Here is a 6,745-nt window from a genome sequence, read left to right as displayed (position 1 = left end):
GGGGGTACAGGGGGCGGCGGCGACTGGCCGCCCCCTGTGCGCTCCCTGCGCCATGGCAGGCATAACGCAGACGATTAACCGGGAGCGCAATGTACGCTGAAATCACACGCGACAGACGCTTTTTGCCGGAGTGAGAAAATGGCAATCCAATAACCGTATCTGCAATACACGCATCCCTGTTACGCCGCCATTTTGCCGGGTGGCGGCTGCACCTTACCCGGCCTACGGATGTAGCCCGTAAGCCCAGATACGGTAGGCCCGCGCAAGCGCAGCGCCGCCGGGCACGCGTTCATTACCTCCCAGGCAACCCTGTTGCACCGCCATTTTGCCGGGTGGCGGCTGCGCCTTACCCGGCCTGCGGATGCCGCCCGTAAGCTCATAATGGCTAAATAATTAACCTGAAGCGTAGGTTCGATTAACACTTAATACGTTGTTTCTGTCTGAGCCGACTCCTGCAGCGCCTGCAGAATATTGGCCGCGGCAGCGGTCCCCATTTTCACGTAAGAGGCATCGCTTACGCCGCCCACATGCGGAGACAGAATCACATTATCGATCGCCTGCCAGATGTGGGGCGTGGTTAATGGTTCACTGTTAAAGCTGTCGAGCGCCGCCCAGCGCAAGGTCCCCGCTTTTAATGCCGCGGCCAGCGCCGCATCGTCAATCAACCCGCCGCGCGCGGTATTGACCAGGATGGCGCCCGGCTTACACTGCGCCAGCGTGGCGGCATTGATCATTCCCCTGTTTTGTTGCGTCAAGGGGCAATGAAGGGACAGCACATCGGCCTGCCTGAGCAGATCGTTAAGTTCAGCAACACGTTCACATCCCGGCGGGACCGCTTTCGCATAGGGATCGTAAGCCAGAACCTTCATACCAAAGGCACAGGCAATCTTCGCCACCCGGCTGCCAATGGCGCCCAGGCCGATGAGTCCCAGCGTTCTGCCCTCAAGCTCAAGCGATTTATGCGTGGATTTATCCCAGTGCCCTTCACGCAGGCGGCGGTCGAGCGGAATGACCGACTTAGCACAGGCCAAAATTAACGCCCAGGTATGTTCGGACACCGCGGCAGCATTCGCCCCGATCGCTGCGCGAACCAGAATGCCGCGCGCGGTAGCCGCCTCGACGTCAATAACATCAATGCCGCTGCCATGTTTGGCAATCACCTTCAATGCCGGAGCGGCATCCATGACGGCGGCAGTAATGTGGCCATAGCGCACCAGGATCGCGACGGGATTGTGCTGCTGGCACAGAGCGATCAGCTGGGCCTCTGTAGGCTGGCGGCCGGCAAAGACAAGTTCGTAATCTTCCAGCATCCCCAGCGCCGCGTCAGCCAAATCGCTGCCGGTAATCAGTACCACGTTTTTAGCACTCATGGCAGCGTCTCCCCTTCGCTCAGCATCCCCGCCTGACGCAGGGCGCTCTCCAGCCAGTGCGGACGTAGATCGCCATCGCGGATAGCAACCAGACGTTTTGCTTCCATCTCCAGTTTGCCTTTCGCCAGTTCGATGATGGTGCGGACTTCCTCGCGTGGGATAACGACCACGCCATCAATATCTCCGACCACTAAGTCCCCCGCCTGCACCGCGGCGCCGCCGACCGAAATGGCATGATTGACCCGACCAGGAATGAACTTGGTCGGGCCGCACGGGTTCAGGCCGGCAGCAAACACCGGGAAGCGTTGTTTGCTTAAGGTCTCCGCATCGCGAACGGCGCCATCGATAACGATCCCGGCGATACCGCTGGCCTGCGCCTGCGTGGCCATGATCTCCCCCAGCAGCGCGCAGGAGAGATCGCCTTTCCCGTCGATCACTAATACATCGCCAGGTTTAGCGACGGCCATGGCGGCGTGAATAGCCAGGTTATCCCCCGGGCGGACCTCGACGGTAATCGCCGGCCCGGCAACCGCCATATGCGGCGCCAGCGGCTTGATGCGGCCATGTAATGTGCCACGGCGTCCGGCCACGTCAGCCAGTATGGCGGCCTGAAATTCGGCGGCCTGACGGACTTCTTCCGCGGTAACACGCGCAATAGCAAAATTGATGAGTTTCTGTTGCGAAGCAGGCATGGTGACTCTCCATTTGTTTTACTAGATACAACTCGTGTGTACTATATAAAACAACTATACGTGCATTGCTTCGCTTTTCGCCAGTGTTGCGAAGTTGTTTGTGATGTAAACACGAAGTTACTCACAAAATTCAGGTACAATTTTGTTCGGCAAAAAGGAGAACATGATGGGGAATGAAGGCGTAATTGCCGTTGAAAAGGCGCTGGCTTTACTTGATTGCTTCCGTCCCGGTAATGACAGTCTGACGTTAACGGAGCTGGCCCAGCTTTCGGGATATCACAAAACAACCGTTTATCGCCTGATGAATTCGCTTGAGCGAATGAACTACATCATCCGGCACGACGATGGCACCTATACGCTCGGCCACCGTCTGCTCTATCTTGGCAAGCTCTATGAGCAATCATTTGAACTTGCCAGAGTGGTACAGCCGGAATTGCAGGCGCTGTCACAGGCCTCCAGCGAAAGCGCAAGCTGGTATGTGATTGAGGGGGGGCAACGCCTGTGTCTGTTCCGCGCCGAAGCCTCCCAGGGATTGCGCCACAGCAACCTGCCTGGCAGCCAGTTCCCGCTGGATGGTTCCGCTATCAGTAAGGTTTTACGCCGCTGGGGATTGGGTGAATCGTTGCCGGAAGACGAACCGACGCTGCCGTTCTATACCTCCGGCGCGCGCGACCCGCACACCGCGGCCTTCGCCATGCCAGTGTTTGGCGTCCACGATAAACTGATCGCGGCGCTGGCCCTGACCGGGCCGGCATCGCGTCTGACGGAAGATCGTAAAGCGAGCGGCATCAGCCAGCTCATGCAGGAGACAGCCAACCGCCTGTCGCTCAAGCTAGGCGCCAGCAAGACATTCTGCGAAACGTTTTACGGTGTGAAAGAGTAAGCTTTGCTGAGAAGGCGGGAAAAATCCCGCCTTTGCTTATTAATGGGTCATCTGTTTTTCCTGCCTGGCCGTCTGCGAGTAACGGCGCCCCATGGCCAGCACCGCAATGCCGCCTGCCAGACACAAGCCTGCCAGCGGGAGCATCGCCAGCGTATGGCTTCCTGTCCGTTCGCTAATCATGCCGTAGGCATTCACCATCACCGCGCCGCCAATCAGGTTGGCGATCGCCCCGATGGCCGCCAGCCCGGCGGCGGCTGAGGTGCTGCTCATCCAGCCCGACGCCAGCGCCCAGAAAGGCCCCTTCATCGCATAAGCGCCAATCAGAATGGTGCTGAGGATCGCAATGGTGGCCGGCAGCGACAGATTGATAAACGCCGCAAACACGCCGCCCGCGATCATAAAGAGGGTGAGCGCCGTGTGCCAGCGGCGTTCATTACTTCGATCCGAACTGCGCCCCCAGACAATCATCAGCACCGAGGCCAGACCATAGGGGATGGCATTAAGCAGCCCGGTGGTCAGGTTATCCAGATGGAACGACTTCAGCAGCTGGGGAGACCAGACGCTAAGGGTCGTGCCGGCAGAAGAGGCGCCGGCGTAAATCAGCGCCATGAGCCAGATTTGACGGTGCTTCAACAGTTGCCAGGTGGAGGTGTGGCCGATCTGTTTCTGCTGTTGGCGCTCCGCCTGAAGCGTGTTTTCCAGCCATGCTTTCTGACGATCGTTTAACCAGCCAGCCTGGTGTGGACGGTCCCGCAAGATGAAAAACGCGGCTATCCCCAGCAGGACCGCCGGCAGCCCTTCAATAATGAATAACAGATGCCAGCCGCGCAGGCCTAACCACCCATCCATCATCAGTATCAACCCGGAAAGCGGGGAGCCGATAAAGTTAGCCAGCGGAATGGCCACCATAAACGAGGCGATGATCCGCGCCCGGTAGCGCGACGGGATCCACCAGGTCAGATAGAGCACCACGCCCGGGAAAAAGCCCGCTTCGGCAGCCCCCAGCAAAAAGCGTACGATGTAAAGGGAGGTGGAATTTTGCACCAGCGCCATACACATCGATACCACTCCCCAGCTGATCATAATGCGCGGGATCCACAATCGTGCCCCCACCTTCTGCATCGCCAGGTTGCTGGGTACTTCAAAGATAAAGTAGGCCACAAAATACAAGCTGCTGGCGAAGCCGAAAGCCGCCTTACTCAGGCCCAAATCCTGATTCATCTGCAGCGCCGCCATGCCTATGTTGCCGCGGTCAATAATCGATACCAGGTAGCTCACCACCAGGAAAGGCAGGATGCGCCAGATAACCCGTCGCATGGTTTCTTTTTCCAGCGCGTCGTTATCGCTCGCGCGGTGCGGTAATTGATCGGTCATGGTTTCCTCGCAGGGTTTCATTATGTTTATCAGGAAAACGATGTAGAGAAGAAATAAGTTACTTCAGCTTGATGCCTCTGGTTTCCGGCGCTCGCCACACCACCAGCATCGCCGCAAGGAAAGCAACCACGGTCGTCGCCAGTCCCGCGGTGAAACCGCCAGCGTTGGCGACAGCGCCAATCAGTAGCGGCGCAATAAATCCGCCCAGACGGCCTCCGTTATAGGCGAGCCCCATCAGGAAGCCCCGGGATGAGGTGTCCCCGATGATTTCCGCCAGGAAGGGTCCCGAGCCCGCAAAAATACCGTTAACCCCGAAACCGGCCATGAAAATCGCCACCATCAGAATGAAGGGTTGCGTGGTCACAAGGTACAGCGCGACGGCAATGGCGCCGGTTAACAGATAAATCAGGAACATCGGACGGCGTCCCCACTTATCCGCCAGCACCGAAAACACCAGAAAACCCGCGATGGCCCCAGCCTGCAGCGCAAGTACAAACTTCAGGCTGTGCAAAAAATCCAGATGTTTGACTTCCCGCAGATAGGTGGGTGTCCAGGTAAATACGCCCCAGAACAGATACTGAATAAAAAAGATAAAGACAAAGGCCAACAGCAGACCTCGCAGATTCTGTTTACCCAGCTTGACGGCAGGTTGACGACTCGTCGCCTTCGCCTGTTGACGAGCAAGCCAAACCTGCGATTCCGGTGTGAACCAGGCGACCACACTCATAATGAATACCGGTAGCGCGCCGATCATAAACAGATAGCGCCATGCACCCTGCTCCAGGCCGCCGTTGACCGAGCTGACGATTGCCGTCAGGCTGATAGCCAGAATAGCGCCAACAGGTAAGCCCATTTGCATCAACGCGCCGCCGCGCGCGCGCCGTTCAGGTCGCCAGGTTTCAGCAATCAGCGCCGCGCCCGAGGTCCACATTCCGCCCATACCCAGCGCGCCGCAAAAACGTAAAAGCGCGAAATGTTGTTGATCGTGCGTAAAGGCTAACAGGCCGGAAAAGAGTGAATAGATGGCGATACAGATCAGCGCCGTTTTCACACGCCCAATTTTGTCGGCGATAAAACCAAACAGGATCCCGCCAATAATCTGCCCCCCGGCCGTGACGCTGATAAACAGCCCAAGCTCGGCTTTATTAATACCGAACACCACGCCCAGCACTGGTAACAGCAATGAAAGGAGAAAGGAGTCGTAGCTTTCAAATGTCCAGCCAAGGCCGCCCAGCGCCAGCGTCCGCCTCTCAGCGACGCGTTGTGGCAATGCGTCAGGCGTCGCTTTAGTCGCAGTAAATTGATTTAGCTCGCTTTTACTGGTCATTGATATTCTCCACAGAGGTTAACCGATAACAGGTTGCGGCGGTACGCCAGAACAACTGCGCCTGTTCGTCAGGGGACGCCTGTTGCGCCAGGCGTTTGCAGGCGTTCCAGAAAACGCCGTAGCTGAACATGCCTTTATCGACGGGAAAGTTGCTGGCGAACATGCAGCGTTCGGCACCGAAAAGAGAAACGATGGTCTCAAACCACGGCATCCATGCCTGTGCCAGCATTTGCGAATCCGGCGGCGTCTCTGCCGCTGCGAAGTGAAACCCCCTGACCGTCATCCCAAAGCCGCTAATTTTTACGCATACGTTCGGCAGTTCCGCCAGACGTCGCATACCGTTTCGCCACTGCTGAAACATGTCCGGATCCCGTTCTGAACAGGGTCCAACGCCGACCGGCCCGCCGCAGTGATCGATCACAATCTGTAACGTTGGTATTTCCCGCGCCAGATCGGCAATCTCCTCCAGCTGCGTGTGGTAAACCCATACATCGAGCGACAATGCATGCCTCGCGAGACAGGCAGCGCCCCGGCGGAACGGAGCGGTCTGCGCCAGGCCTGCCGGTGGCGTAACCGGGCTGGAGGTTACCCGCGGATCGGGATGCCAGGCCAACGGATTGCGCATCCCACGCAGCCGCCCGCCGGATAACGCTATCGCGCGCTCAATGGCAGGCTGCATCGCGTCCCCCGCCAGTAAACTGAGCCCGCCGATGATGGCTTCGCATCCGAGCGCGTTTGCATAATGTCCGCTGGCGAACATCGCGGCGATACCGCTGGCAAACTCGATTTCACCAAGCGGTTTAAGCGTCTCCGGCCCGTCGCGACGCAACATAGAGCGGCATTGCACATAGACCGATGAGACAACGCGATGCCCTGAGGTCTGGATATCGTCGCTGAACTCATGGGTGAGATAGCGGCCGGTTTGCCGATCCCAAAGATGATGATGCGCATCAATGATGGGCAGCTCGGGTTGTAATGGCGCTTCACGATGTAACGCAAGCCACTCGTTTCTGACCGCAAGGTGCGGCGCGGTAACGATCTCCATGAACACCTCGTTTTGTTTTACCATGTACAACAGTGTTTTATTTTACAAAACTAC

The 6,745-nt window shown here is 57.8% G+C and carries 6 protein-coding genes; 1 reads left to right on the top strand and 5 read right to left on the bottom strand.

Features of this window, described 5'->3' with window-relative positions; translation table 11 throughout:
- Positions 1-422: 422 nt before the first annotated feature.
- Together ABLX76_RS04195 and ABLX76_RS04190 are read right to left on the bottom strand one after the other, a co-directional pair.
- The gene (locus tag ABLX76_RS04195) at positions 423-1,370 is read right to left on the bottom strand and encodes a hydroxyacid dehydrogenase (RefSeq protein WP_348874048.1); all 948 of its coding nucleotides are present in this window, start codon (positions 1,368-1,370) and stop codon (positions 423-425) included.
- Positions 1,367-2,062, bottom strand: coding sequence for a diguanylate cyclase (locus ABLX76_RS04190; protein WP_048298100.1), 696 nt, complete (start codon positions 2,060-2,062; stop codon positions 1,367-1,369). The genes ABLX76_RS04195 and ABLX76_RS04190 overlap by 4 nt, the downstream gene beginning before the upstream one ends.
- A 166-nt stretch (positions 2,063-2,228) precedes the next feature.
- On the opposite strand from ABLX76_RS04190, the gene ABLX76_RS04185 reads away from it, so the two are divergent.
- Positions 2,229-2,945 (top strand): IclR family transcriptional regulator, encoded by a 717-nt coding sequence (locus ABLX76_RS04185; RefSeq protein WP_023290781.1) that lies wholly within the window; start codon positions 2,229-2,231, stop codon positions 2,943-2,945.
- 39 nt (positions 2,946-2,984) lie between these two features.
- On the opposite strand, the gene ABLX76_RS04180 is transcribed toward ABLX76_RS04185, so the two are convergent.
- The 3 genes from ABLX76_RS04180 to ABLX76_RS04170 are packed head-to-tail and all read right to left on the bottom strand — an operon-like array spanning position 2,985 to position 6,691.
- The gene (locus tag ABLX76_RS04180) at positions 2,985-4,319 is read right to left on the bottom strand and encodes an MFS transporter (RefSeq protein ID WP_064155047.1); all 1,335 of its coding nucleotides are present in this window, start codon (positions 4,317-4,319) and stop codon (positions 2,985-2,987) included.
- Positions 4,320-4,377: 58 nt separating this feature from the next.
- A complete protein-coding gene (locus ABLX76_RS04175; RefSeq protein ID WP_032453870.1) occupies positions 4,378-5,646 on the bottom strand; it encodes an MFS transporter in 1,269 nt (422 codons plus the stop codon).
- A complete protein-coding gene (locus ABLX76_RS04170) occupies positions 5,636-6,691 on the bottom strand; it encodes an amidohydrolase family protein (protein ID WP_065881936.1) in 1,056 nt (351 codons plus the stop codon). The genes ABLX76_RS04175 and ABLX76_RS04170 overlap by 11 nt, the downstream gene beginning before the upstream one ends.
- Positions 6,692-6,745 lie beyond the last annotated feature (54 nt).

This window comes from Klebsiella sp. JB_Kp004 (genome assembly GCF_040065795.1).
Classification (GTDB): domain Bacteria; phylum Pseudomonadota; class Gammaproteobacteria; order Enterobacterales; family Enterobacteriaceae; genus Klebsiella; species Klebsiella quasipneumoniae.
This window is presented reverse-complemented; position numbering and strand designations above follow the sequence as displayed.